Source organism: Bacillus sp. JJ1122, from assembly GCF_036964885.1.
Lineage (GTDB): Bacteria > Bacillota > Bacilli > Bacillales > Cytobacillaceae > Mesobacillus.
On the sequence record NZ_JBALQL010000003.1, the window covers coordinates 22,235 to 47,601 of the forward strand.

Below are 25,367 nucleotides of genomic sequence, written 5' to 3' on the forward strand. Positions count from 1 at the left end.
CTCGAGGGGCTAGGCGCTGAAGCTGGACATTTCTCGAAGTAAATTTTATACTTTCTTATCTAATAAACATACAGCGGAATGCCATTCCGCTGTTTAAGTATTATTTGCTAGTTTTAGCAATCGCATTTTTTATTGCCTCAGCCTGCTGTTTCATATTGCCTGCCCCTTGAAAGTGCAAGTACATAATCCGGGGTTCTTCGAAGAGCATATGATTGTGCAATGCGGATATATCAATATTTCCTTTTCTCAGTTCATCAATGACTGGATTAATTTCTTCCTGCAGCAAAGCGAATTCACCGATGACCGCAGTCTTATCATTCACTTTCTCGAATACCACATGGAATCCCAGCTCCATTGTTTCAGGTGATAATTTACTCCCAATGTGTGTAACGTTCGGACTCTTCCGCACTATTTCGACCTTGCAAATCCCATCGTCTGATTTCACATCAGTTTGAAAGATATTTTTTAATGCAGCACAATCTGCCTGGCCCGCAGCATTGGTCCCGGCAGGTAAAAACATTATAAAAAACAGCGCTGCTGACAAGATGACTTTTTTCACGTTCGCCACTCCTTTTAGTCTTTATCATGCCTGATTATCTGTTGGATATTCTCGTTTTGCAATGTAGTTGTCTAAGAGTCAGTACTGATAAATAGTAAAGCAGTACTGTTTCAAATGGAGTATTGTTTCGCTTAAGTTTGGATTCTTTTTTCATCAGTTAAATCATTTTTTCTCCAGGTGAAATCATTAATAACATTCTTCTTCATTCGAGCTCCTGACTAACCCCTGCTTATTATCTTTTTCAATCGTTCCATTACTAGTGAATCGAGTTTAATACCAGTTCGGGCACAGATAATACCAGTTAAACGCGGTTTAATACCAGTTAAGTAAAGTTTAATACCAGTTGGATTAGTTGTAATACCCGTTGAACATCATTAGTTGTTTCCGTTCCCAAATGAGCATTGCACCAAAGTTGTACCTATTTTTTTCCATAGAGCCTTTCCTCGCCAATTAAAAAAGCATCCTGCTATTGCAGAATGCCTTCAAGATCCATATTTTTTTTCAATAAATCTTCCATTTCTTCAAGAGGCAGCGGCCTGCTGAAATGATATCCCTGCCCGATCATACAGCCATTTCTTAATAAAAAGGCTACTTGTTCCTGTTCCTCGACACCTTCAGCAATGACATCAAATTGCAAGTTGTGTCCCATGTCAATGATTGTCTTCACCATTGCACCCTGGTTGGCGTGATGGATAATGTCATCAACAAAGGATTTATCAATTTTAATTTTATCGATTGGCAGATGCTTCAATAGGCTTAAGGAAGAATAGCCTGTCCCGAAATCATCGATTGCCAGTGTGACGCCGAGCTCCTTTAACTGGTTCAAGATCATCGCTGTATTTTCACTGTTCTGCATGATACTTTCGGTAATTTCAAGGTCTAGATAGCTTGGATCCAATCCAGTCTGATCAAGGATTAGTTTTACTGTATCAATGAACCTGTCCTCCTGAAGCTGCCGCACAGAGATATTCACGGATATAGGGATCGAGCTGTAGCCTTTATCATGCCACTCCTTATTTTGAGCAGAAGCCTTCTGCAATACCCACTTTCCAAGCGGTACGATCAATCCTGTTTCTTCAGCAAGCGGAATGAACTCTCCAGGGGAGATGATTCCATTTTCCGGATGCTGCCAGCGGACGAGTGCTTCCACGCCGATGATTTTCCCCGTCTCCAAATTCACCTGGGGCTGGTAATGCAGCACCAGCTGGTCCTGTTCCAGAGCTTTCCTTAAGCCGTTCTCAAGCTCCATTTTTCGGGAAGAAAGCCCGTGCAGCTGATTTGTGTAAAATTGAAAATTATTCTTACCGCGTTCTTTTGCAAGGTACATCGCTGTATCTGCATGCTTGATCAGTGTTTCCTCGTCCTGTCCGTCCCCTGGAGCCATGCTGATTCCGATACTCGGTGTAACAAAGAACTCCTGGTTTTCGACATGTATTCCTTCCGAAAACTCCCCTAGGATCCGTTCGGCGACTTCAATCACTTGAGCTTTATTAAGGCCTTTGAGTAAAATAATGAATTCATCGCCGCCCTGCCGCGAAACAAGCCCTTGGCCTTGCACGGCATTTTTCAGTCTGCTGGCCACTACCTTCAATAAAAGGTCACCAACACGATGGCCCTTTGTATCATTAATAATCTTGAAGCGGTCAAGGTCTAAAAATAATACTGCTAGCTCTTGATCACCATTTTTCAAAGCTGCGTTCAGGTGCTTCCTCACCATGTTTCTGTTGGGAAGGCCGGTGAGGACATCATAATAAGCCATATATTTAATCGTTTTTTCAGCTTTCTTTCGCTGAGTGAGATCGCGTCCTACAATCTGTTCTGCCATTCTGCCTTCGTATAAAATCGGCATCGCAGACATCTCCACATCAATTTCTTTCCCATCCACCTGGGTCGCCTTAAATTCGAACCATAATTTCTCCTCGAAATTTTCATCAATCGTCAATTCTCGAGTTTTAATCTCGGAAAGCACCTCGGCGGGAATCAAATTGGAAATCGGCTGTCCTACCAGCTCTGCAGGACTTCCTGCTTTAAAGAGCTTGCAGCCCGCTTCATTGATGTAATCAAGTTTTCCCCTGCTATAAACTGCAATCAAATCAGGCGACATCTCGACAAGGCTTCGGTATCGTCCTTCGCTTTCCTGTCGGTCGGTAATATCGAATAGTACGCTCGTAAAATCAACAAAGTCTCCGCTTTCATCCAGCACAGGTATTCCCCTGTCCTGAATCCAGCGGACCTCGCCATCCGGGCGGATAATCCGGTAAATACTAGTGACTGACTCTCCTTGTGAGAAACCTGTTTCCCTCTGCTCTAATATATGGTGATCCTCAGGAGGGATGACCTTCTTCCAGAGAGTGCTGTCTTTATAAAACTCTTCTGAAGAATACCCGTATAATTTCTCTATTCCTGATGTAATCAGGAGCGTATCTGTCTTCAAGTCATGTGACCAGATTGCCACATCCAATGTATCAAAAATACTTTTCAGCCTTTTCTTATTATCCTGCAATTCCTCAGCTGTATGTTCCATCCCTCTAAACAAGCGGATGATTAAGATCATAAAAACAAAGGTGACACTTATATCGATAAGAGTACCGATTCCTTCACTAATGGAGAAAAAGAATGAAGTAGCCCAATCAATCAACTCTTCAAGCAGAAGAAAAACAATAATATAAAACGCATTGTATTTATGAATTCTCCCATCACTGCCCATTAACAGTTTCCCCCATGTGCCCAGCTGCAAATTAATATTGGCCTCTATTTTTTCCTAATACTCTTAAACCACTCAAAGGCAGAACATTGCCATATAAGAGAAAGAGCAATCAAAAGCTTTCAGCATAATCTTGGATCAATCATACTTTTCCTCAGATGTATATTATTAACATATCAAATAACATAGCAAGGGTACAACGAGAATATTACAAATGAACTAGAATTTTGAATAATAATGGGTTAATTCAGGGACTTTTCGATTTTTTTGTCATTATTCAGGAAAAATACAGCTTTATAATATTATTGAATTTGATTTAATTAGCTTTCTCGTAAAAAGTCCGAAGCCAGTTAAAACAGATCAATAGAAAAACAAAAAACTTCTTGTAAAAGCCCTTATAGCGCTTTTCCAAGAAGTGTCGAAAGTTCACTCTTCTTTTCATTCAAATAGATTTTATCCAGTTCTTTTAATTCCTCAGAATTAAATTTCTCGAGGCTGTAAATATAGATTTCCCAGATCATCTTCTTGCCTGTCTCGTCCGCATTTTTTCCAATCAAGAGAAACGAATCAATGAGCGCCAGCAGGATCGAAAAGTCCTGCTTTCCATAGTGCACAATTTGGTAAAACGATAAATAAAGAATATCTTTTGTTCTTTTTTGCAGTCTGATGACTCGTGGCTGTGAATCAGTATCATAGTAAGCGACGTACCTTCCGTTCGCCCGAATACGGCTTAAATCGGCTAATGCCATGCCAAGATGCAACACACAATTCCTAGCGGTGTTTGGGTCATTGATTGCCGGTGAAATCGCCCTTAAGGCAACCTCGACGATTTTCTGAAGCGCAAACTCTGGATCCTGGAGGGATGACCTTTCTTTTCCCAGCCTTAGGAATTGATTGAGAGTATCCTCCATGTTGTCTTCGATTTCTTTGTTATGGTGGACTCTGAACGCAATGCTTTCTTCTGTTAAAAAATCACCGATAAGAAAGTTTGCCTCAATCCCCAAATCACGTTCTGATGCATACCTCGTCAGCCCTTCATAATCAAGAAGCTGTACATAACCATATCCTTTACATTTGATATCTTTGATATGGTCGTAAGCAAATCCTGCATCCTTACGGTCATCAATAACATTTATGTATTCACTTTCAAGCGCCTTTTCCTGACGTCGAATGGACTGTAACGCCCCATCCGTTATTTCACGGATCAGCTTGCTGACCTGGATGGAGGTTGCCACGTTATGGATGAAATAAGCAAAAAACGCCAGGCAGATAAAGGCAAGCAAGACACCTACAGTCGCCGAAATCACATTGGTTTTATACCAGGACTCGCTCATGAACAAGAGCGACAGGGTCGAATAGACAAAGCCGCCCATGAAAATTCCCAGCACTCTCATTGTTACAGGGTCCTCAACAAAGTTATTGAGTGTCCTCGGAGAAAACTGTGATGAATATGTAGTTAAAACGACCATAATGGTTGAAAAAGTAATCGTTGTCATGGTCAATAAAGCAGCAGAAATCGAGCCCAGGATCGTCTGGGCTAAATCAATACTTGTCATCAAGAATGAAGGAACAATCCCTTCAGCCAGCTCATTATGGTCGATATAGATGACCAGCAGCGCGAGTAAAAAAGCAAAAATACTATAAATGCCTGGCAGCAGCCAGATGCTTTCCCTTATCCTTAACACTATTTTCCTCACCAAATAATCCAGCTCCTCTGTTACCAGCTCTTTCCTATCTTTATTTAGACCATTTGGAGCATATTTAATCCTTTTCATGCTGGATTTATTTTTTCAGCATAAAAACCCCGTAAAGATCAGGTCCATAGATTAATACCCCAGTTCACTTTGAGCTGGGGTGTCACTTTTTTACGCATATCCTACCAGTTCCATAAATCCTACCCCTTCCAGTGCTTTTCTTTTTCCACTTGGAAGAGTTTCAATGCCTTTTACTCTGCACGTTCCCTCCCAGATACCCTGGATCGGCCCGATAATCGGCATCTCCTGGTTTGGAAAGACTGCTTCGACGTGAAGTTCAATCGCGAATTCCGGTATACTTATCTGCCATTCTACTGGATATCTGGCATTGGTTTTTAAACTTTTCCAGTATTTTATTTTCTTAAAAGTTATATCCCTCGTAAACTGAATGGTTCCATCCTTTTCTACAATATTAGCCATCGAAGAATCAGGTTTGCCCGAGGTCATCTCATTTAAAAGTAAGTCGCGGCCATCGCTAAGCTGAATCCCAAACCAATTCCACCCTGACCCTTTTGCCAATGAGTAATCCCTGCCCCATTGATGGTCGAACCAGCCTCTCCCTTTCACCGTCTCCGTTCCATTGTCCGTTTTTATTGTTCCCTGGACCTTGTTCCGGGTAAAAGAATAGTAGTATAAATCATCCGGTTTCCCGTCGCCGCCAATTAATCCAACTGGCTTAAGAGGGGTAAATTCAAGCTGTACCTCTGAGTCCCTTTCTTTTAAAAGAACGTCAAAAGCCTCCTCATTTTCCCCCTTGAAGGTTAGTTTATGGCTGCCAAAATTCAATTCAGTCGGATTTTCTATAATAGAAGTATTTTTAATAAGAGTATGTGGTGAAAGCTTCTCGCCTTTTAATAGGCATTTATACAGCTTCCACATTCTATAATCAGTCGGGTGGAGCAGCAGATGGAATGGCAGATAAATTGCCAGCAGACCCATTTTCAATTTCCTATCGATACTCGAAACATTGAATCGTTTTTTCCGATTTAAATCAATCAATGTATGGATTATATAATGCCCTTTGCCTATTTCCAACTCACCTACTCGGAAAAATGAGGCCATAACTGCATATTTCCCGCCCCTGTCGCCATTAAGATGAGCAAAAAAGTACCACCATTCGATATTCGAATCATCATGCGGGCGCACATCCTTTGGCAGTGAAATTCCACCCGATCGTTCATCATTCATCCCAGCACACACCTTCTGTTTTTAGTAAGGTATGCATGAGCGGGCTAATGAGGGACTATAAGATGTTGGTTACTAAGCTGGCTGCCCTAATGGCATGAAAAAAGAATATGTTGTACCCGGATATCATTCGGATCATCAATCGCTTGAATTTAACAACGCAGTGGCATATTCTTAAGGATATATAATTCAGATTTAAGGATGGGATTAACCTGCGTATCAATAAATTCATTAGCGAATCAGGAAAAACTTCGAGACGCGGAGCAGACAGATTGATCGAAGAAGGCCGCGTGACCATCAACGGGAAGGTTGCTAAAATAGGCAGCCAAGTAGAGCCCGGGGATGATGTAAGAGTGAACGGCGAGCAAATCAGGATGGCTCAGAACTATGTTTATATTGCCCTTAATAAACCTGTGGGCATTACGAGTACGACCGAGAAACATGTAAAAGGAAATATCATCGATTTAGTCAATCACCCGCTAAGGATTTTTAATATTGGCCGACTTGATAAGGATTCCGAGGGTTTGATTCTCCTCACGAATGACGGCGATATTGTGAATGAAATCCTGCGTGCCGAAAACAGGCATGAGAAGGAATACATTGTTTCAGTGGACAAGCCGATCACACCTGAATTCCTTAAAGCAATGTCAGAAGGCGTAAGGATTCTAGGAACGAAAACACTTCCATGTAAAGTCGTCCAGCTTTCGAGGTATGAATTCAACATTACGCTGACACAGGGATTGAACAGGCAAATCCGCCGCATGTGTGAAGCACTCGGCTACGAGGTTTACAGGCTTCAGCGCATCCGGATCATGAATATTCAACTCGGCAACCTTCAGATTGGACAATGGCGCGACCTGTCGAAGAAAGAGAAGAAACAGTTATTCAGCGAACTGGATTATGAACCTAAAGAATGGTGAAAAAGAGGATGAGCATTTTTCCGCTCATCCTTCTTTTTATGCTTCTACAGCTACGGTTTTGTCCTGGACTTCTTCCCGAAGTAGCTTGAGGAACATTTTTTCCCTATAAAGGTACATGACGAGTGAAACAAGGCTTAATCCGCATACACCGAGTAAAATCCAAACAGGCATTTTTTCAAGCAGGAAGCCAAACAGGATGAAACCTAATGGAGTCATTGCACTTGAGCCTGTTTCAAGGAGAGACATCACTCTGCCGCGATATTCATCTGGCGTGTTCTTTTGAAGGAGTACGGTTACTGGAATATTGATGAACATAATGGCTGCGGCAAGGACAAGTACCTGGGCAATCAAATAGATAAATATAATTTGATTGCCCATTTCTATAATAGAAGGAAATGCAGGTACTCCTATTAATATCAAAATGGACGACAGTAACACGATTCCACCCATAATGGAGAATTCTTTTCTTTTGATTTCCTTTCTTGCTGAGAGAACTAGTGCGAGCACCATCATACCAACGGAAAAGGCCCCTTCAATGATTCCTAGATGTGTTGAAGACATACCTCTTACCGTCAATACTAAATAAGGCATTGCAACCGGAAACACGGCGAACCAAAAATTCAGCCAGACACTGATGACAACCAAATGAAAAAGAAACGGCTGAGACCTAATATAGGAAACTCCATTTTTTAGGTCTTCTGACAAGCTGGCTTGTTTTTTAAGGCTCGCTTTATTCGCGTACAAATCGTATTTGATCAGAATGCTGGCAATAGCTGAGATGATGTAGGTAATGATGTTTAAGCCCATGAAGAGATTAATCTGAAAGATTCCAAAGAAGACGCCGCCAAGGACAGGGCCCAGGATGGCTGATAATGAGATGGCCGCCTGATTCAGTGACATGGCTTTTTGCAGATTGTCCTGTCCAACCATGTTGTGGATAGATGAAGTTACTGCGATTGTATAGAATGTATTGATGACACTTAATCCTGCAGTTGAAACATAGAGAATCCATAATTCTTGGGTTGCTAGGGTAAACGCGGCAAGGACTCCACATAGCCACACTGCACTTGCTATGTTCGAGGAAATAATCAGCTTTTTCCTATCAAGACGATCGCTAAGCGTACCCGCAATTGGCGCGAGCAAAATGCGTGGAAGAATGCTGAGAACTAACGTAAACGCAAAATTTAAGCTGGATCCTGTTTCAGCAAGGATATATAGCCCAATTACGAACGCATAAATCGAAGAACCAAGCACAGCCACCACCTTACCAGTAAGGAAAAGTATCAAATTTTTCTTAACTGCTCTATCCAATTAACTCTCCTCCTGTTTCTCCTTTTTGAGCGTAATGGTCATTTCATATGAAGTCTTTTTGACATCCGCTTTCATCGCTGATTTCTTCACATACTTCAAAAATAAAGCGTCAATATCTGCGTTAAGCTCCTTGCGATCCTCCTCCGTTAACGATACATAAGTTCCCTGATTGACAACTTGTTCAGTCGAAGGGGTCACATCCTCATTCTTAAGATTGAAATGAGTAGCCTTTGAACGGTAATACTTTTCAATAATCCCCCTATTCTCCTTAGTCTCCTCGATTTCTAAAATACCTCCATTATAGAGCTGCTGAATATGGTAATGGATGCTGCCTGCTGATTTACCCAATTCATCTGCCACCTGTTTTGCTGTCATCGCCTTCATGACTAGCAAGTAGATGATTTTTACACGGATAGGGCTGGAGATGAGTTTTTGCTGCTCCAAGTTAACCTCCATTGTCTTTTTTACATAATCCATACAAATTTCACCTTCCAAAATATTCTTATGATTTAATTTTATTATACGTTCTAGAAAATTAGAATGCAATGAATTATTAGAATATTTAATATTTTATAGAACCTAAACACCAAAATTTAAATGATTGGCTTGAATCAATGATTTATGTTGTAATGATGTTAATAAAGCTTATCTTTTAGAGATAGGAGTTTTTTTATGGCAAACAAAGATACAATGAATCACTTATCAGAGGATGAAATTATGACAATATTGGTTGCCGCCAAAGATCTTATTATGTATGGCGGAAAAGGGCTGCTTGGAAAAATTCTAGCAGGCTCAAATGACAAACGTATTTTCACTTCTGATCTTCATCAATCCGAATCATACGGTGCTTTTAAAGGCATGACACAAAAGGTGATTATGGAAAAAGTCGAATGGATGATCGAGAACGGCTATCTCACTACCGATAAAAAACTTTCCCTGCTTGTTTATACTCAAAAAGGCTGGGATACAGTCATTGGGGAACTTGCAGATGAGTTATATGGTGATTTGCTCCTTGCTGCTGAATTTGGCAGATTTGATTTTATAGAAGTGGTCCGAAACCAGCCTCTTGACCTTCGCATGCTTCTTCTTGACGTCGTTGAAGAAGAGGACGACCCAGAATTAATAGAAATGCTGATAGAATGGCTGGAGATCGAGGTAGATGCACCTATTCCGGAAAGAATTCATGAAGTCATTCAAAATTTGGACAAGTCTCATACTCGTTCAAGTGATAAAAAGGTGAATTCAAATGATTCAGGATCTTTTGAAGCCAATAAAAAATGGCTTTCCATTCCTGCGGATTACCGCCAGATGCTGATCCGGAATGTATTCTGCGGGCATTGCCTGGATACAGTGCAGATTGAAAAATACATCATTAAAGATTTCCGCGATACGATTGTTCTTGAAGGTAATTGTAAAAAGTGCGGCAATAAAGTTGCCAGAGTAATTGATTAAGGCGGAATTTTCTTATTGCATAGCTACTTCATGACCTGGTTATTGACCAGGTCATTTTTTAACCTAAAATTAGTTTGTATACAAATTATATTTACACAAATAATTTATACTGTTATACTTACTTAAGGCAATTAAGGAGGACTTTTTATGGAAATGTCTATGGATAAAGCAATTGGCTCTGCATCGGTTCGCCTCAGCAAGAAGCTGACCAGGTACATCAACCTTCAACTAAAGCCTTTCAGCATCACCACTGAGCAATGGAGTGTTCTAAGGACTTTAAGTGAGTCAAATGACATCTCACAAAAAGAATTATCAGAGAGAGCGGACAAGGATCAGGCAACATTGACGAAAATACTGGATCTTCTTGAAAAAAACGAATTTATCGAGAGAGTGCAAAATCCTTCAGACCGCCGTTCCTTTCTTATTAAGATCACCCAAAAAGGGGCAAAATTAGTGAAGGAAGTAACCCCCTATCTTGAGAAAGTTTTTGCAAAAATCACAGACTCTATTCAAGCTGAAAAGCTGGCAATCTATAAAGAGACAGTACTTTCTTTAGAGAACAATATCGAAATGCTTTTGGAGAAAAACAAACAGAAAGAAGGCTAATCATGAACCAGACATCTAAGTTATGGACTGCACAGTTTACAGCCATTGTTCTAATGGCTTTTTTATTTTTTCTATGCCTGCAGCTTCTGACAGCAGGCTTTCCCGCTTTCATCACAGACGTGAAAAATAACCCGGCACAGGGCGGCTTGATGACGACTGTTTTCATGGCTGCGGCGATTGCAACACGTCCTTTTGTAAGTTCTCTCATGCAGAAAATGGACAATAAGAAGTTGAGCCTGATCTCATTGGGCTTTATCGCCATTTCAGTCGGTTTGAGCTTCGGGCAGGACTCAGTTGGATTTTTGCTTTTGCTAAGAGTATTTCATGGAATGGGCTTTGGGATCATCACGACTATTTTTTCGACAATGGCAACGAATATCATTCCAACTCATCGATTAGGAGAGGGCATCGGCTATTATGGACTGGCAACTAGTGTCGGTACCAGCCTTGGTCCCATGCTGGCGCTAGCCCTGCTTCAGGTTTTCTCCTTTAATCTTCTAATCATTCTGTCGATTGTTTTAACGTTCATCACTTTGGTCCTGAATCTTTTTGTCAAAGCCCCTAAAAGGGTTGTTCCAGTTAAAAATACTGTTCAAAAAGTGAGCTTTAAGGAACATGCCTTTGACCAAAAAGCTTTTACCCCAGCGATCTTAACGGCATTTTTCTCCATTACGCTTGGCGGAGTGATCAGCTTTTTAAGGGAACTAGGGAAAGAGGCGAATATCGTCGCATCCATCTCACTATTCTTCCTTGTTTTAACCATTATGATGATTATGGTCAGACCTGTTTCCGGCAGAATGTTCGATAAATACGGCCATAAAGTGATCATCTACCCTGCAACGATTGCAGGTATTATCGGACTTTCGCTTTTAGCATTCACTCAAAATACTTTAACATTGCTGATTGCGGCTGTTTTTTATGGAATCGCGTATGGTACAGTAACTCCTACACTTCAGGCATTGGCAGTCAGTGCCGTTCCAAAGGAAAAACAAGGAACGGCAAATGCAATGTATTTTTCATCCATGGATCTTGGCATGGCCCTTGGATCAACAGGACTAGGCATCGTGGCTTCCTATACAAGCTTCCATTTCCTGTATGGCTTTTCAGTCGTGTTTCTTCTAGGATTGTTGCTTGCCTACACATTGATTTTTGTAAAGGGCAAGCCTGCCGCGAAATATGTGGAATCTTCCCGTGAAATTAGCGGGGATATTGGGATATAAAGAAAAACACGATGAATGAATTCATCGTGTTTTTTCATGTTTTATTTTCCACAGCACTTCTTAAACTTTTTGCCGCTGCCGCATGGGCAGGGATCATTGCGGCCTACTTTTGGCTCCGCCTTTACGGGCTGTGAATACATCAAAGGAAATTCCTGTGCTTCCAATTCCTTTTTCCGTTTTAGATAATCCTCATCACGCTGAATCGCAAGGCTTTTCCACTCACCAAGCTTAGGATGGTCGATGCCCATAACCTTGTAGAACCCATAAAGAATTCTTTCACTCTCAAGGATTGATGAGTAGTATCCAGCTTTTACAGCATCCTCCACGACCGGAAGACCTTCTTCTGACAGCTGATGGCATAGAGCTTCAACGATCAATACTTTATTTTCTTCATCATCAATGAATGAATATAAACTTTTCAATTTTTCAATTGAAGTCGCCGTTTTCGTATTGCCAAGTATGGAAATCGGATAGATGGACATGGAATCATTGTTAATCTTAGATGCCACATGTTCGACAACTGCATCTGTTTGAAACAGTGATAGTGTATCTGATATTTCTTCCAGCAACAGATCATCATCACGGTCCAAGAGACCTGCAAAGTATGGGATATACTGCTCCTGTTTCGTAAGCCCTGCCATATACACAGCTAAAATACCATTAAACTTAAAAAACTTTTCATCCTTTTGTTCCTTGAAGGTAAATTCGATTTCATGCTCTTCGATAAAACCACGTTTCACCATTATCGCGACAATCTCTTTTGCCTTGCTGTATAGGTCCTGATTAAAGGAATCATCTGTTTCAAGATCAGCAAGAATGGAACCATACTCTTCCCAAACTTTTTCTTCTTCCCCGTCCATTAAAAACTGAATGTACTCGAATTCCTTCTCTGGCAAAAACTCCTCCAGTTGAGTTCGATGCTTCAGTTTTAGATCTGAACGAATGTTTCGAATCAGCCTGGCATATAAAAATTGATCATCAGGATCGGCTTCCTCTGCCCCCTTCAACAGCACCTCAATGGCTTCACTATTAAATGGGAATCGATCGATATTGGCCAAAATAATGATCTCTTTTTCCTTTTTAGCGATGGCTTCTTTTAATAGCCTAACCGTCCAGTCTTCCGGTATATGAGGATACTCCATTAAAGCATGCATAACAAATTCCTGTACGAGCAAATCATCTGATAATAAGTGAGGTTCTATTTTTTTAAGAAAATTCACCTGAACCCTCCTCTTTTGTTTTTTGTATTCTTAAAACATTCTACCAGAAAAACTAAAAGCGCAAGCGCCTGGGCAGCCCCGACAAGCGCTGGAGGGGAAAAATTTTATTACTTCCTAATCAGAGAAAAAAGCAGGCACATTTGCGAGCCTGCTCTACCGTTTTATTTTTTATTGCTGTCACGGTTTACATGATGCATGCTGATATAAATCCACATGGCTATGTAGGTTAAAAACATTAATGCTAAAAACACAGGTGCTGATAGTGCATTTTGGATTAACATGAATGTGCCACTCCTTTTACTTTAGGCTTTCCAGCGGTGCAGGAAAAAATAAATAAAAAATGACAGCTAGCGGGAGTGAAATCAGCCAGCCTGTTACTGGATTTTTATAATGAATCCTCAGCACAACGAATAGGATCAAATTCAGCCAGCTATTATGCCAGCTGTTCCAGTCGTGGTCGTAAACATACATGCCCCTGTGCGCAAACAATGCCTCAATAATGGTATAAAAGGTTACCCATATTCCTACATATAATAGCTGATTCCTGTTTGATGAGGGAAATCGCTGCAGATAAATGATTAATCCGACCGGGCAAATAAAGAAGGTAAAAGCCAGGTTGATAATCGAGTGGTTAAGCCAATCAGCTGTAATTCCCCGGAAAGCCCATAAAGTATGGTTGTAATAAATTGTATTGTAGAGCAGGTTAATGACCATAAAAAACAAAATGGTCGAATACTGCTTTTTCCACTGTGACCAATCAACGAATTTATAGGCAAACAAGATCCAGACTGCGATGACCAATAATAAATACATGTACCAATCTCCCCCGTAAAACACTGATTTCATCAGTTATTTCCAGTGATGACAGTTTTATACCGGAGGAGTCATTACAAAAAGCCTGAATCCTTTGGGGATCTAGGCTTTCAAGATTCGAATTTTCTTTGTTTATTCAGCTCTGACTTCCAGCTATCATCGATAAATTCTTAAAAACTTTCTTCCTGCGCAAATACAACAGCTGTGCCTCTTCAATGGATATTTCCTTGAATGTTATTACTGTTCCCGGCAGCGCTTGTGCAAGTGCCGGAAGATCGACCGAGATGACCGTACCGATCCGCGGGTAGCCCCCAGTTGTTTGGCGTTCTGCCAACAAGATAATCGGCTCGCCGCTTGCGGGAACCTGGATACCACCAGGAGGGATTGCATCAGAAATGATATCTGCCCCTACTTTATGCTCAAGTTTTGGCCCCTCAAGACGGTAGCCCATCCGATTGGATTTGGAGGAAACTTTGTATTCACTGGCTAAAAACAAATCGATGGCAGACTTTGTGAATTTTTCATCGTGAGGTCCAAGGATGACACGAATCGTTATTTTCCTCTTATATTCCGGGATATAACTTCTGTGCAGAAATCTGTTTTTGCAAACAGCGGGTTTTCCATGAATAAAATCCCCTGCCTTCAAAGTCCGCCCGTTCAATCCGCCAAGACTGCCATTAAGGAACGTTGACTTGCTTCCTAAAAGAAGCGGTACCTCTATGCCTCCAGCAAAGCTAATATATGCCCTGCCGCCGCTTTTCACCTTTCCAAAAGAAAGAATATCGCCTTCCTTTAAAATAAAGCTTTTCCACATCGACACTTCCTGTCCATTCACCTTTGGCTCTAAATTCCCGCCGCAAATGGCGATCGAAACATTGGTGAGGACTTCAAGGCTTGGACCAATCATTACCGCCTCGAGTACAGCCTCTCCAAGCGGATTCCCAGTCAGGAGATTGGCCATCTGCATGGAATAAGTATCCATCGCTCCGGATGGACTCATACCGAATTGCTGATACCCGGTTCTTCCAAGATCCTGTACAGATGTTTGAAGACCCGGCTTCAGAACTTTGAAAAGAGGAACCGTCATTTTGCATCCCAGCTTTTACCGATTGTAATTTCCTGATTTATTAACGCCTGCTTTAATTTCACAACGAACTCGAGCGTCTGGGGCTCATCGCCATGGACACAGATTGTATCTGCGTTAATTTCTAAATCCGTTCCATTAATAGCTGTAATCTTCCCTTCCTTGATCATCCGTATAACTCTTTTGATCGCATTTTCCGTATCATGTATCATTGCATTGGCATGTGACCTTGGCGTTAGCATGCCATCTGGCTGATAATTACGGTCTGCGAATACTTCATGTGCCACTCTCAAGCCCTTTTCTTCTCCTGCCTTGACCAGCAGGCTCCCTGCAAGGCCAAATAAAACTAATTGAGGGTTAACATCCAGCACTGCCTCGGCGACAGCATCGGCGATATGCTTATCCTTGGCAGCCATATTATACAAAGCGCCATGAGGCTTCACATGTAAGACTTTTGTGCCGCATGTTCTTGCGACTGACTCAAGGGCACCGATCTGATAGACTACAAGATTGTAAATCTCCTGCTGGGTCAAATGCATGTCTCTCCTGCCAAAACCATGAAGGTCAGGAAAACCAGGGTGTGCACCTATTTTCACTCCATGTGCTTTTGCCATTTTTACCGTTTCCATCATCACATTATGGTCGCCGGCATGAAATCCACAGGCAATGTTTGCAGAAGTAATGTGTTTGAGAATTTCCTCATCATTGCCAATCTTGAATAACCCATAGCTCTCGCCCAAATCACAGTTCAAATCTACTGAAAGCATCGTACTCACCCCTTTGTGTATGTCTTAAGCGGATAGGAGCTTCCCATCTCTTTTATTGTAAAAAATTCTTCCTGATTGATTGGCACAAATTTTATGTAATTGCCTGCACTCAAAAGGAACGGCTCAGGCTTTTTCGGATCATATAACCGTATAGGTGTGGCCCCGATGATCCTCCATCCAGAAGGAGCATCAGAAGGGTAAATGCCAGTCTGGCTGCCTCCAATCCCTATAGACCCAGGGAATACGCTGAATCGTGGCTGTTCAAGTCTCGGCACAGCTAATTTTTCCGGCATGCCTCCGAGATAGGGAAAGCCCGGCATAAATCCCATCATGTAGATTAAATATTCTCTGTTTGCATGCAGATTGATTACATCCTGCTCTCTCAAACCATGATACTTCGCTACGAAAGCTAAATCTGAACCCATCTCTCCCCCATAACAAGCCGGGATCTCATAGACTATTGGTGCAGGCAGCTGAGATTCTGCGGGGGAAAGATAGACCTCCTCTAACTTTCGCTTAACATTCGCATAGGTGATGCGTTCAGGCTCATAATACACAGTCACCGATGTATACGCAGGCACCCATTCAATGACGCCGGGTACTTTTTCTTTTTCCAGCTTTAGTATAAATTGCCGGATCCGGGCATTCGTTTCCTCTTTTATGGAATCCCCAAATGAAATCCGAACAGCCAGGTCCCCTAACGGAATAATTTCAAATGTCATTACTTGCTCCTTGCTAAAACGGCTTCCCTGGCACATGTTTCTACGATTACATTCATTGCTCTTGCCATCAACTCTTGCGGCAGTGATGGCAGTGAAGGATTGCGAGATGACATTTCCGTTGAAGCTGGAAAGTGGATAAAGCCAGCCTTAATAGGCAGCTGATTTTTCCGGATATGATTTAAAACGGCATATAGTGTGTTATTGCAAATGAACGTGCCGGCAGTATTCGATATTGCCGAAGGAATATGCTCTGCCTTTAGGTTCTTCTCAATCTGCCTGATTGGAAGTGTAGAAAACAATCCGTCTGGTCCATCCTCGTCAATCATTTCATCGACAGGTACATTCCCTCGATTGTCCGGATACGGATCACCAGAACCCGTATCTTTCACATTGATGCCTATCCGCTCAGGAGTGATCGCAGTCCTGCCGGCAGCAAGCCCGCATGATATCACGGTATCGGGTTGGATCTCATCCATCTTCGCAATCAATTTTTCCGCACATTCATCATAATTAACAGGCAGCAAAATGGTTGTAACTTCAACGCCTTCTATTGCAAATTTTTCTGCTTCCTTCAGAAGCTCTTCAGTGGGATTAATCGTCATTTTACCGAACGGCTCAAAGCCGGAGATCAGAATTTTCATTTTCCATACCTCTTTTCATTAATAATCCATTATATTAGGTATTTAAAATTGTACTATAGTACAGAATGGATAAATAGATGATAAACTCTTAATATTCTAATTTTTATATCAGGGTGATATGAATGGAACTGGAATACGGCAAAGCAACTGACACAGAAATCGAAGAAATATTTAGCCTGGCTGGTGAGAACAGGGCTGAAGCTACTGGTATTCACGAACAAAACAATCAGGAAAAAATGATTGATTCTTATCAAGATTCCTTGGCAAACGGAGCCTATTTTCTTGTTGCCAGGACCGCAGACGATTTGATTGGCTGGGTTCTGATCGATCGGAGTTTGGATTGGTTTACACACAAGGAAATTGGCTGGATCAGCGATGTGTATGTTAAAAATGAATTTCGAAATCATGGTGTGGCTGCGGATTTATTAGAGCAGAGCCTCGTGGAATTCAAGCATCTAGGCTATGATGATGTTCGCTTGAATGTCTTTTGTTTTAATGAAAAAGCGATCCGCCTATATAACAAGATCGGCTTTAAGGATGTCAGCAAGTTTATGCGGATTGAGATATGAAGCTGGGGAGATCGGCTTATTGTTTGTAAAGAAAATTAAGTATATCTAACTGATTATTCTTAAAAATACATAACTCTATCTAAACAAAAATGACATACGTGCTAAACATTTCTCTAGTAATCTAGCATTGTTACATAAATTATAAGATGCAGAGGAGATGGAGAAATGAAAAAAACATTATTAGGTACAGGTTTTGCTTTAACCCTTTTATTGAATCCGTTGCAGCAAGCATATGCCGAGGAGCCGACTAAGGGAGAATTAAGGCAGTTTGATACTGTCGCTCATCGCGGGGCAGCTGGTTATGCTCCAGAAAACACCATCGCTGCATTTGATAAAGCGGTTGACATGAAGGCAGACTATATTGAACTTGATGTCCAGCGCAGCAAGGACGGCGAATTAGTGATTATCCATGATACGACCGTTGACCGGACAACAGATGGAACTGGGCGTGTAGGTGATTTCACATTCGAGGAATTAAGGAACCTTGATGCTGGAAGTTTTAAGGGAGAGCAATTTACTGGTGAGAAGATCCCTTCCTTTGATGAAGTGCTGGATCGCTATCATGGAAAAGTCGGAATCTTAATCGAAATGAAATCACCAGAGCTTTATCCTGGGATTGAGGAAGCTGTAGCTCTGGAATTGAAGGAACGCCATCTCGACAAGCCGCAAAACAATAAAATTATCATCCAGTCCTTCAATTTTGAATCGATGAAAAAGATGGACACTCTTCTTCCAGAGGTTCCGATTGGGGTTCTGACTTCTTCCAGGCTTCATGTGACAGATTCCGCACTACAGGAATTCGCAACGTATGCTGATTACTTTAATCCAAGCTACAGTCTGGTTACAAAAGAGTTAGTTGATAAGGTTCACAATTTTGGCATGGAAATCCAATCCTGGACGGTTCGCAGCCATGAAGCAGCACAGTTTCTCATTGATATGAAAGTTGATGGGATTATTACAGATTATCCAGATTATGTAGACCCGCGCAATTAACGATTAGAAAGCATGACATGGGCACTGAGGCAGCCGAGTCATGCTTTTTTTTGTTGTCTCTGTTAAAGCTGAATGTTGATTTTCAACCCCTGTTGATTGTAGTGGAAGGCGCGAAGACTCCTCGAAAACACTAACGCATTTTCTTCGTGCGTGGGTCCATTCGAGGAAGCTATTCAGTGTCCTGCGGGCGTAGCTGGTCAGGTGAGACCCCGCAGGAGCGAAGCGACGAGGAGGCTCAGCGCCAGCCCCGCGGAAAGCGAAGCGCCTGGAACGAAAATCAACAGCCTTGTTTAACAGAGCCTTTTAGTTTAGGAATGGATTCTACCGGTCATTACACCAATGATAAATAAATATTTTTAATACAAAAATTAAATTTATTAATTTTATTAAAAATAATATTTACTTTTTTAATAAAAAAGTTTTATAATTTAATTACAATCAATTGAAAGGAGGCAATTATGTCCTACCCAGTCATCACAAATTGTCCCGTTTGCAGTCAAACATTAAAAATAACGAGGCTAAAATGCAATCATTGCGAAACAACCATAGAAAATGAATTTGAACTCTCCAAACTCGCTTCCCTATCCAAGGAACAACTTCATTTTGTAGAGATTTTCCTTATATCCCGCGGAAATATTAAGGAAGTGGAGAAGGAACTGGGAATCTCCTATCCTACTGTGCGTGGAAAGCTGAACGATATCATCAGTTCACTCGGATATGATCCACAAAAGAAAACGGAAATAGATGAAAAGAAAATTGTCGCTATGCTGGATAAAGGCGAAATCACTCCTGAAGAAGCAATCAAACTTTTAAAAGGTGAATAAGGAGGAATCATAATGAAAGAAGAGATTTCAAAGGTTTTAACGATGGTTCAGGAAGGTAAAATCGATTCTGAAAAAGGTGCAGAATTAATATCGGTCTTAAAAGAAAAAGAAGCAGCCATACTCCCTCAAAAGCCTAATAAATACCTGGATAAGACATTAAAAGTCCGCGTAGTCTCCAAAGAAAATGACAACGTCAACGTCAATGTGCCGATTAAACTCGTTAAGGCTATCCTTAAAACAGGGCACAGCATAGCGGCGAGCATGCCTCAATCAGAAAAGTATGTCAAAGACATTGATATCAACCTGCTGATTGATGCAATTGAAAATGAACTTGATGGCAATATCGTTGATATCAAATCTGCGAACGGCGACACCGTTAAAGTCGTAATCGAATAACACCATGATTAAAGTAAAAATAAGAACTTCTAACCATGTAAATTTAAGCATCCCCATACCCTACTCAGTCCTTAAAGCAAGCAGTTTTATCCTTAGTTCAAAAAGAGTACATCAGCAATTGCATAAATGGGCTAACCAGGACCTGGAACAGAAAAACATTCCGATTTCTCCATTTAGCGCATTATTAAACAAGCAGCTTTTGAATGAGCTCATAGATGAATTACACCACTATAAGGGAATCATGCTTGTGGATGCAAAATTGCAGGATGGAACAGAGGTTATGGTAAGATTGTGAAAAAAACTGACCTCGGAGGTCTTTACCGAGGTCAGTCTTTTTTGGATCATCTCTTTCATTAAAACACTTTTTCAAAGCAGATATAGTCTTCATGCCCCTCTGGTTTTCCAGATAATCTGACTTCACCAGTCTTGCGGAAATTTCTTTTCTCATAAAACCGGACAGCCCCTTCGTTGCCAAAGTATGTATCGAGCCGCAGCACGGCATATCCATTTTTCCTGGCAAAATCCTCTGCAAACTGAAGCATTTTGCTGCCATAGCCGCCTCCCTGTGCTGAGGGATCTACACAGAAAGAATGGAGGATCAATGGCTTTCCTTCGGTCTCCGTCCAGCTGGCATTTTCCCATTCCGGTGTCTGCCATTCATCTAGCACCATTGCCCCAAACGTTTCACTGCCCTTTTTCAAAACGAACAATTCCTCCCCCTCCATCGCGTTTTCAAAATACTCATGATTCGGATACTTTTCATCCCATTGCAAAATCCCTCTCGCCTCAAGGTATTCCTTGCATTCTCCAAACATTTCTCCAATGACAGGCAAGTCATCCTCTGTTGCACGCACGATCTGCTCTTCAGCCATTTACGTGTTCTCCTTTTCCGTTGTTATTCACTTTCCGGGGTGGTATTAAAAAAATCTGCGCTTTCGTCCTTCTTCTTGCCTTTGGTATTCTTGTTATCCATTTTTCCGTCAAACTCATAGCTTAACTTGATATCCCTTTGCTTCTTTTTCATCATTCTTCCCCTTCCGTAAATGGTGTTTCCAGGTACAATGAGCATAGTTTATCCTTTTCTGCCGGTAAAAATGTATAAAGCAAGGATTCAAGGAATTGATGCTCTTGATCAATTTATTTGTTGGCTTTGTTAAAGCTGAATATTGATTTTTCATATCCTGTTGATTTCTGCTACAATCGACTTTGAATTTTAAACACGCATTTTCTGTTAAATACCGATATACATACAACAGAATGAACTCCGAATGAATCAATCTATAAAACCATATATTTAGCTAAACGAAGTTTTACAATTATCCGATAATTGTAGTATGGTAGAAAAACAATATATAGAAAACTAAGGGGCAAAATTGGCATGTGGAGAAACAAAAATGTTTGGATTTTATTAACCGGAGAGTTTATTGCCGGACTGGGACTGTGGCTCGGGATTATCGGGAATCTTGAATTTATGCAGGAGAAGATTCCTTCTGACTTTTTAAAATCGCTGCTATTGGCAGCCGGGCTGCTTGCAGGGATTGCAGTCGGGCCACTCGCCGGCAGACTGACAGACCAGCATAGCAAAAAGACAGTCATGCTGATATCTGGTTTTGTCAGGGCAGTGAGCGTTCTTTTCATGCTCGTGGCGATTCATACTGGTTCCGTATGGTGGATGCTCGTTTTTCTCATCCTTCTGCAAATATCCGCAGCTTTTTATTTCCCTGCACTGCAGGCGGCAATACCACTTGTGGTGAATGAGAAGGATTTGCTTCAGCTGAATGGTGTCCATATGAATGTTGCAACACTTTCACGCGTAATTGGCACAGCTTTAGCAGGAGTACTTTTAGTCGCAATACCGTTAAACATGGTGTACCTGCTGTCACTTGGTGCTTATCTTGTCCTATTTTCCTTGACCTGGTTTCTGCAATTTGATGAACAGAAGCTGTCCATGAAATCCAAGTCAGCTGGCAAGCAGCATGGATTTAAAGATGTATTCCCAGTGATTTCTAAGCTTCCAATCGTGATGATGACCTTAATCCTCACGTTGATCCCTCTGCTATTTTTAGGTGGATTCAATTTGATTGTCATCAATATCAGTGAACTTCAGGAAAGCTCGGCAATCAAGGGATGGATCTATACAGCCGAAGGAATCGCCTTCATGAGCGGAGCATTTTTTATTAAACGAATTAGCAATAATATCTCTCCATACAAGATATTATTTGCAAGTTCTTTATTGATTGGACTTTCTCAGCTGCTCTTATTTTTCGCAAACCTTCCTGTTTTGACAATCATTGCTTTCGCATTGTTTGGATTTTCAGTTGGATGCTTTTTCCCGACGGGAGCGACTATTTTCCAGACAAAGGTTCCCAAAGACTATCACGGCCGTTTCTTTTCCTTCCGCAACATGATGGACCGCGTGGTGTTTCAAATCGTCTTACTGATGACTGGTTTCCTTTTAGACGCAGTCGGGCTTCAGAATATGAGCGTGATGTTTGGTGTGCTGTCAATCGTGATGACGACAATCTTCTTCATACGGTCACGCAACCTGCGCGCTATTGGCGATACTGAACGGAATGTAAGCTAAATGACTGAAATATGTAAAAAGCTGCCTTTAGCGGCAGCTTTTTATTCGGCATAGCCCAGAATTCCCCCGTTAGAATAGTGATTAATCAAACGTTTAATGAGTAAAAAGAACTAACACGGCTTTCGTTTTTCCATATCTTTTATTCTATAAATATTCCATAATAAAGAAAATATCTTCATTGTGAAAGAAGGTGATTCATGGAACTCATCCTCCTATTTATAGGTATCATGTTTATATTATCTTTAAGTTTTTTTGGCATCAATGTACATTACTCTCATCTGAAGAAGATTAAATATATCGCAGTGGTTTCCTTTGGTGTGGCTGGTTGTTTGGGATGGGTTACCGTATGGTTGGGTTTTGGCTGGCTGACAATGGCTGTCATAAGTACATCATTATTGATATTATCCGCTCTTTCCTTTTTAACTGCTCTATTAATTGATTACTATGTTAAGACATAAAATATAAACGGCACCATCCGGCTTTGGATGATGCCTGGCATTCTACTTAAGTAATTCATCAACAAACGTAATAGCTTTTTCTAATCTTTCCACAAGTCCCCGCTGATCGACTCATATTCGACACCAGCTTAGTCCAATAATTTTTTCAATTACTATATTGTTAATATCCCGAACTGATTGTTCACCAAAACTCCACGTTCCATCAGCCACTACTCAATCTCGTTCGGAGAAAGCATAGTACCTCGTTCTGGTTCCTCCCTGAGTGCAAGTGATCATTAACCCTAGCTAGTTTATGATCAGTGAAACTTAATTAGGAGCTATCCGTATTAAGTTAGTAAGATGGGTTATTTTTAGGAAGTGATTAAATGGGGTTCTTAATTGGAGTGCAGCTATTCCTGATCGTTATGTTCCTGCTATTAGGCTGGGCAATAGTAAAAAAGGATGCGTACTGGCTGATTTCAAATTTTAACGGGAGAACTGAGGATGAACAGAAACAGCTGATCGAGAATGGATTTCCTCAGCGCGTTGGAAAGCTGATGCTTGCCACTGCGGCCGGAATGGCGATTTTGCTTCCATTGAGCTTTACTTCGTTTACTTATTCTATGGAAATCCAGTTCGGTTTCATGCTTGTATTTTTGCTTGGAGGACTCATTTACTTATCGAAGTATGAGGTTAAGTCTAAACGAAAGCGCAGTTATATCATTAGTTCTGTTCTCGCTATTGTTACAATCGGGTTTTTAATCGTAATTTCCTTCCTTGGATACCAGAACTTTGAAATTAAGACCAATCAAGATTCATTTGAGATTACGGGAATGTATGGCGATGTGTGGAAATACGATGAGATTCAATCTGTGGAGCTTTTGGATGAAATGCCGGAGGTCACATGGAAGCAAAACGGTTTTGGGCTAGCGACTATGTCAAAAGGCCAATTTAGGGTCAAAAATTTTGGCAGCAGCTTGCTTTTTATCCATAAAGGCTCTTCGCCATATTTATATATTGAATTGGAGGGAAAGAAGGTTTTTATCAATAGTAAAAATCCTGAACAGACGAAGAAGTGGTATATCCTTCTAAGTGAGATAACGAAAAAAGGTGCCTGATTTCTCAAAAGAGAGACCAGGCACTTTTGTTTACAGTTCGATCTTTTTAATGATTCGTGCCGGATTCCCGCCAACAACCACATGATCTGGTACATCCTTCGTGACAACCGCTCCGGATGCAACAACGACATTGTTTCCAATTTTCACTCCTGGATTGATGACTGCTCTGCCGCCAATCCAGCAATTGTCACCTATCACTACCGGCTTCCCGAATTCAGGCCCGGCAATCCGTTCATATGGATTGACCGGGTGGCCAGCTGTGTATATATGAACACCAGGCGCCATGAAACAGTTTTTTCCAATTTTCACTTCACATACGTCGAGGATTACACAATCAAAATTCGCGTAAAAGTTCTCCCCGATATGGATATTGTAACCGTAATCGCATCTGAATGTTGGTTCAATGTAAAATTGATCACCTTTAGAACCGAAAAGCTCCTTGAGTATATGTGTGCGTTTTTCAAATTCTGTTTCGGTCGTTTGATTATAAAGCCTTGTCAGCCTGCGGGCATTCTCCCTTTCTTTTACCAGCTCAGAATCCCCAGCATTATACAATTCCCCGTCCAGCATTTTTTGTTTTTCGGTCTTCATACTATTCCACTCCAGTTTCAGGATTTTTTAATTAAACTGCTGCAAGCCAATGATCCTCCTGCCTAAATCCTCGCATTGAATGAGCATCTAGTTTGACAATGTAACTTACTAATAGTAACCTACTTATTACTTACTAAATGTAATTGTACTATATTTTTGGAGGAACATACTATGAATACATCAGTGAAGAACTTATCCACTTTAATCCTTGAACGCCGTTCTGTCAGGAAGTATGACCCTGAATTCAATATTCCCAAACAGGAAATTGTCGATATTTTAAAAGAGGCCACTCTTGCACCGTCATCAAGCAATCTTCAGCCATGGAAGTTTATCGTCATCCAGGATCAGGAAACGAAGAAGGAGCTTAGGTCGATTGCCAACAATCAGGAGCAGGTGGAAACTTCCTCTGCAGTGATCGCTGTTCTCGGGGATAAAGAAATGTACCGAAATGGGGAAAAAGTTTATCGCAGTGCCTTTGAGGCTGGTTTTATGGACGAAGCGAACATGGGCAGGATGATTGAGGGTACAAATAAGCTTTACCCAGCAGCACCGGTCGAAGCGAGAGCAAATATTGCTTCATTTGATGCTGGACTTGTCTCGATGCAGCTGATGCTGATTGCCAAAGACAGAGGCTATGACACCGTTCCAATGGGCGGCTTCAACAAGCAGCAGTTCATTGAAAAATTCAACATTGACGACCGCTATATGCCCATCGTGCTGATTGCGCTAGGAAAGGCTGCTGTACCTGGGCACCAAACAACCCGTCTGCCAATTGAAGATGTTGTAGAGTTCATATAGTTTAAGACTCTTTTAATGAAATGCTCCTATTCGATGAGTTGAAAAGTAACAATAAAAAGGACCCATAAATGGGCTGCACACAATTCGTATTTGTGCAGT

At 41.2% G+C, this 25,367-nt stretch carries 27 protein-coding genes and 1 pseudogene; 13 read left to right on the top strand and 15 right to left on the bottom strand.

The window, feature by feature from the left end; all coding sequences use genetic code 11:
• Nucleotides 1–100: 100 nt before the first annotated feature.
• The 4 genes from V7201_RS02375 to V7201_RS02390 all read right to left on the bottom strand — a co-directional run bounded on the left by V7201_RS02375 (nt 101) and on the right by V7201_RS02390 (nt 6,205).
• Nucleotides 101–559 (bottom strand): DUF1259 domain-containing protein, encoded by a 459-nt coding sequence (locus tag V7201_RS02375; protein WP_335375182.1) that lies wholly within the window; start codon nt 557–559, stop codon nt 101–103.
• A 466-nt stretch (nt 560–1,025) separates the two neighbouring features.
• Entirely contained in the window at nt 1,026–3,266 is a 2,241-nt protein-coding gene (locus V7201_RS02380; protein WP_335375183.1) for an EAL domain-containing protein, read from the bottom strand.
• A gap of 392 nt (nt 3,267–3,658) precedes the next feature.
• The gene (locus V7201_RS02385) at nt 3,659–4,960 is read right to left on the bottom strand and encodes a DUF2254 domain-containing protein (RefSeq protein WP_335375337.1); all 1,302 of its coding nucleotides are present in this window, start codon (nt 4,958–4,960) and stop codon (nt 3,659–3,661) included.
• 168 nt (nt 4,961–5,128) lie between these two features.
• Nucleotides 5,129–6,205 carry a lipocalin family protein gene (locus V7201_RS02390; RefSeq protein ID WP_335375184.1) on the bottom strand — a complete coding sequence of 359 codons (1,077 nt, stop codon included), beginning with the start codon at nt 6,203–6,205 and terminating at the stop codon, nt 5,129–5,131.
• 209 nt (nt 6,206–6,414) lie between these two features.
• On the opposite strand from V7201_RS02390, the gene rluF reads away from it, so the two are divergent.
• Nucleotides 6,415–7,122 (top strand): 23S rRNA pseudouridine(2604) synthase RluF, encoded by a 708-nt coding sequence (gene rluF / locus V7201_RS02395; RefSeq protein ID WP_438825009.1) that lies wholly within the window; start codon nt 6,415–6,417, stop codon nt 7,120–7,122.
• Between the two features lie 36 nt (nt 7,123–7,158).
• On the opposite strand, the gene V7201_RS02400 is transcribed toward rluF, so the two are convergent.
• Both V7201_RS02400 and V7201_RS02405 read right to left on the bottom strand, forming a co-directional pair.
• On the bottom strand, nt 7,159–8,433 hold the full coding sequence (locus V7201_RS02400; RefSeq protein WP_335375185.1) for an MFS transporter: 1,275 nt from the start codon (nt 8,431–8,433) through the stop codon (nt 7,159–7,161).
• Nucleotides 8,434–8,910 carry an ArsR/SmtB family transcription factor gene (locus tag V7201_RS02405; RefSeq protein ID WP_335375186.1) on the bottom strand — a complete coding sequence of 159 codons (477 nt, stop codon included), beginning with the start codon at nt 8,908–8,910 and terminating at the stop codon, nt 8,434–8,436. It lies immediately after the preceding gene.
• 195 nt (nt 8,911–9,105) lie between these two features.
• Here V7201_RS02405 and V7201_RS02410 point away from each other — a divergent pair, with 195 nt between their 5' ends.
• From V7201_RS02410 to V7201_RS02420, 3 genes are all read left to right on the top strand, one after another.
• Nucleotides 9,106–9,885, top strand: coding sequence for an RQC-minor-1 family DNA-binding protein (locus V7201_RS02410; protein WP_335375187.1), 780 nt, complete (start codon nt 9,106–9,108; stop codon nt 9,883–9,885).
• Between the two features lie 147 nt (nt 9,886–10,032).
• Nucleotides 10,033–10,491, top strand: coding sequence for a MarR family winged helix-turn-helix transcriptional regulator (locus V7201_RS02415; protein WP_335375188.1), 459 nt, complete (start codon nt 10,033–10,035; stop codon nt 10,489–10,491).
• Nucleotides 10,492–10,493: 2 nt separating this feature from the next.
• Nucleotides 10,494–11,711, top strand: coding sequence for an MFS transporter (locus V7201_RS02420; protein WP_335375189.1), 1,218 nt, complete (start codon nt 10,494–10,496; stop codon nt 11,709–11,711).
• A 41-nt stretch (nt 11,712–11,752) separates the two neighbouring features.
• Here the strand turns inward: V7201_RS02420 and V7201_RS02425 are convergent.
• The 6 genes and pseudogenes from V7201_RS02425 to V7201_RS02450 all read right to left on the bottom strand — a co-directional run.
• Nucleotides 11,753–11,842 (bottom strand): annotated as a pseudogene (locus tag V7201_RS02425) (SEC-C metal-binding domain-containing protein); the annotation flags it as partial.
• 1,386 nt (nt 11,843–13,228) lie between these two features.
• Nucleotides 13,229–13,744 carry a CBO0543 family protein gene (locus V7201_RS02430; protein WP_335375190.1) on the bottom strand — a complete coding sequence of 172 codons (516 nt, stop codon included), beginning with the start codon at nt 13,742–13,744 and terminating at the stop codon, nt 13,229–13,231.
• A gap of 136 nt (nt 13,745–13,880) precedes the next feature.
• Entirely contained in the window at nt 13,881–14,831 is a 951-nt protein-coding gene (locus V7201_RS02435) for a biotin-dependent carboxyltransferase family protein (RefSeq protein ID WP_335375191.1), read from the bottom strand.
• Nucleotides 14,828–15,595: a LamB/YcsF family protein gene (locus tag V7201_RS02440; RefSeq protein WP_335375192.1), complete on the bottom strand. Its 768-nt coding sequence runs from the start codon at nt 15,593–15,595 to the stop codon at nt 14,828–14,830. The genes V7201_RS02435 and V7201_RS02440 overlap by 4 nt, the downstream gene beginning before the upstream one ends.
• Before the next feature lie 5 nt (nt 15,596–15,600).
• Complete coding sequence (gene pxpB, locus V7201_RS02445) at nt 15,601–16,317, bottom strand: 5-oxoprolinase subunit PxpB (protein ID WP_335375193.1); 717 nt, start codon at nt 16,315–16,317, stop codon at nt 15,601–15,603.
• Nucleotides 16,317–16,958 (bottom strand): pyroglutamyl-peptidase I, encoded by a 642-nt coding sequence (locus tag V7201_RS02450; protein WP_335375194.1) that lies wholly within the window; start codon nt 16,956–16,958, stop codon nt 16,317–16,319. Before V7201_RS02450 ends, pxpB begins: the two co-directional genes overlap by 1 nt.
• Nucleotides 16,959–17,080: 122 nt before the next feature.
• On the opposite strand from V7201_RS02450, the gene V7201_RS02455 reads away from it, so the two are divergent.
• The 5 genes from V7201_RS02455 (at nt 17,081) to V7201_RS02475 (ending at nt 20,035) form a co-directional block, all read left to right on the top strand.
• Nucleotides 17,081–17,527 (top strand): GNAT family N-acetyltransferase, encoded by a 447-nt coding sequence (locus V7201_RS02455; RefSeq protein ID WP_335375195.1) that lies wholly within the window; start codon nt 17,081–17,083, stop codon nt 17,525–17,527.
• A gap of 165 nt (nt 17,528–17,692) precedes the next feature.
• Nucleotides 17,693–18,520: a glycerophosphodiester phosphodiesterase gene (locus V7201_RS02460; protein WP_335375196.1), complete on the top strand. Its 828-nt coding sequence runs from the start codon at nt 17,693–17,695 to the stop codon at nt 18,518–18,520.
• Between the two features lie 458 nt (nt 18,521–18,978).
• Entirely contained in the window at nt 18,979–19,344 is a 366-nt protein-coding gene (locus tag V7201_RS02465) for a DUF2089 domain-containing protein (protein ID WP_335375197.1), read from the top strand.
• A 12-nt stretch (nt 19,345–19,356) separates the two neighbouring features.
• Nucleotides 19,357–19,740, top strand: a complete 384-nt coding sequence (locus tag V7201_RS02470) for an SHOCT-like domain-containing protein (RefSeq protein WP_335375198.1) — start codon at nt 19,357–19,359, stop codon at nt 19,738–19,740.
• 118 nt (nt 19,741–19,858) lie between these two features.
• Nucleotides 19,859–20,035, top strand: a complete 177-nt coding sequence (locus V7201_RS02475) for a hypothetical protein (RefSeq protein ID WP_335375199.1) — start codon at nt 19,859–19,861, stop codon at nt 20,033–20,035.
• A 58-nt stretch (nt 20,036–20,093) separates the two neighbouring features.
• On the opposite strand, the gene V7201_RS02480 is transcribed toward V7201_RS02475, so the two are convergent.
• Together V7201_RS02480 and V7201_RS02485 are read right to left on the bottom strand one after the other, a co-directional pair.
• Nucleotides 20,094–20,612: a GNAT family N-acetyltransferase gene (locus V7201_RS02480; protein WP_335375200.1), complete on the bottom strand. Its 519-nt coding sequence runs from the start codon at nt 20,610–20,612 to the stop codon at nt 20,094–20,096.
• Nucleotides 20,613–20,635: 23 nt separating this feature from the next.
• Nucleotides 20,636–20,767, bottom strand: coding sequence for a hypothetical protein (locus V7201_RS02485; protein WP_335375201.1), 132 nt, complete (start codon nt 20,765–20,767; stop codon nt 20,636–20,638).
• Between the two features lie 351 nt (nt 20,768–21,118).
• On the opposite strand from V7201_RS02485, the gene V7201_RS02490 reads away from it, so the two are divergent.
• From V7201_RS02490 to V7201_RS02500, 3 genes are all read left to right on the top strand, one after another.
• The gene (locus V7201_RS02490) at nt 21,119–22,324 is read left to right on the top strand and encodes an MFS transporter (RefSeq protein ID WP_335375202.1); all 1,206 of its coding nucleotides are present in this window, start codon (nt 21,119–21,121) and stop codon (nt 22,322–22,324) included.
• A 197-nt stretch (nt 22,325–22,521) separates the two neighbouring features.
• On the top strand, nt 22,522–22,782 hold the full coding sequence (locus V7201_RS02495; protein WP_335375203.1) for a hypothetical protein: 261 nt from the start codon (nt 22,522–22,524) through the stop codon (nt 22,780–22,782).
• A 365-nt stretch (nt 22,783–23,147) separates the two neighbouring features.
• Nucleotides 23,148–23,879 (top strand): DUF3784 domain-containing protein, encoded by a 732-nt coding sequence (locus V7201_RS02500; protein WP_335375204.1) that lies wholly within the window; start codon nt 23,148–23,150, stop codon nt 23,877–23,879.
• A 30-nt stretch (nt 23,880–23,909) separates the two neighbouring features.
• Here the strand turns inward: V7201_RS02500 and V7201_RS02505 are convergent, their stop codons facing one another.
• Entirely contained in the window at nt 23,910–24,470 is a 561-nt protein-coding gene (locus V7201_RS02505; RefSeq protein WP_335375205.1) for a sugar O-acetyltransferase, read from the bottom strand.
• Between the two features lie 171 nt (nt 24,471–24,641).
• On the opposite strand from V7201_RS02505, the gene V7201_RS02510 reads away from it, so the two are divergent.
• Nucleotides 24,642–25,268, top strand: coding sequence for a nitroreductase family protein (locus V7201_RS02510; protein WP_335375206.1), 627 nt, complete (start codon nt 24,642–24,644; stop codon nt 25,266–25,268).
• The last annotated feature ends 99 nt before the right edge of the window (nt 25,269–25,367 follow it).